The sequence below is a fragment of the Thioclava sp. UBA3469 genome (assembly GCF_002378135.1).
In the GTDB taxonomy this organism is placed as follows: Bacteria; Pseudomonadota; Alphaproteobacteria; order Rhodobacterales; family Rhodobacteraceae; genus Thioclava; species Thioclava sediminum.
This window is the reverse complement of record NZ_DFRG01000232.1, coordinates 16,449-17,553: the sequence shown is the minus strand read 5'-3', so window position 1 is coordinate 17,553 and position 1,105 is coordinate 16,449. Positions and strand designations below refer to the sequence as shown.

At 65.8% G+C, this 1,105-nt stretch carries 1 protein-coding gene; it reads right to left on the bottom strand.

What is annotated here, in order from left to right; all coding sequences use genetic code 11:
• Positions 1–214: 214 nt before the first annotated feature.
• Positions 215–1,105, bottom strand: an 891-nt coding sequence (gene ccrA, locus B3D39_RS16780) for a crotonyl-CoA carboxylase/reductase (protein ID WP_286789906.1), incomplete at its 5' end; no start/stop codon positions are given.

Genomic DNA, 1,105 nt, shown 5'->3' with positions numbered 1-1,105 from the left:
CGGGGCGACTAGCCCCGGGCCGCGCCCGACCCTCCCCCCGGGAGGGCGCATTGGCGACGTCATCGCGGGCACGAATGAGCGACGGGCTTGCGAGATAAAGCGCCCAGCCACGAACCGGACAAAGCGCCCACCCAAGGCTCGGGCGCGTCCCTCACCCCAAAAGAAAACCCGCGCCCTCCCGAGCGCGGGTTTCCCGTGAAACAACAACGGGTCGTCAGCCGCGGCGGCCCGCTTCCAGCGCGTCTTCGAAGGTGCGCAGCCCGGTCTTCGGGGCCTGAACCAGCACGGCCATGTTGCCCGGCTTATGCTCGTTGCGCAGCATCTTGGTATGGGCCTGCGGGATCTGATCCCACGGGAAGACCTCTGACATGCAGGGGTCCAGACGCCGCTCCACCATCAGCTTGTTGGCCGAGGCCGCCTGCTTGAGGTTGGCGAAGTGCGAGCCCTGAAGGCGCTTCTGGTGCATCCACATGTAGCGCACGTCGAAGGTGCAGTTGAAGCCCGAGGTGCCGGCGCAGATCACGACCATGCCGCCCTTCTTCACGATCAGCGTCGAGACCGGGAAGGTCGCCTCGCCGGGGTGTTCGAAGACCATGTCCACGTTCACGCCCTTGCCGGTGATGTCCCAGATCGCCTTGCCGAACTTGCGGGCCTCTTTCAGCCACTCGTTATATTCCGGCGTGTTGACCGTGGGCAGCTGACCCCAGCATTTGAAGTCCTTGCGGTTGATCACGCCCTTGGCGCCCTGATCCATCACGAACTGACGCTTGCTCTCGTCCGAGATCACGCCGATCGCGTTCGCGCCTGCGGTGTTCGCAAGCTGGATCGCGTAGGAGCCAAGGCCGCCCGAGGCGCCCCAGACCAGCACGTTCTGGCCGGGCTTGAGCTCGTGTGGGTGGTGACCGAACAGCATCCGGTAGGCGGTGGCGAGCGTCAGCGTGTAGCAGGCGGCCTCTTCCCAGGTCAGGTGCTTCGGGCGCGGCATCAACTGCTGCGCCTGCACGCGGGTGAACTGCGAGAACGAGCCGTCATGCGTCTCGTAGCCCCAGATCCGCTGGGAGGGAGAGAACATCGGGTCGCCGCCGTTGCACTCTTCGTCGTCGCC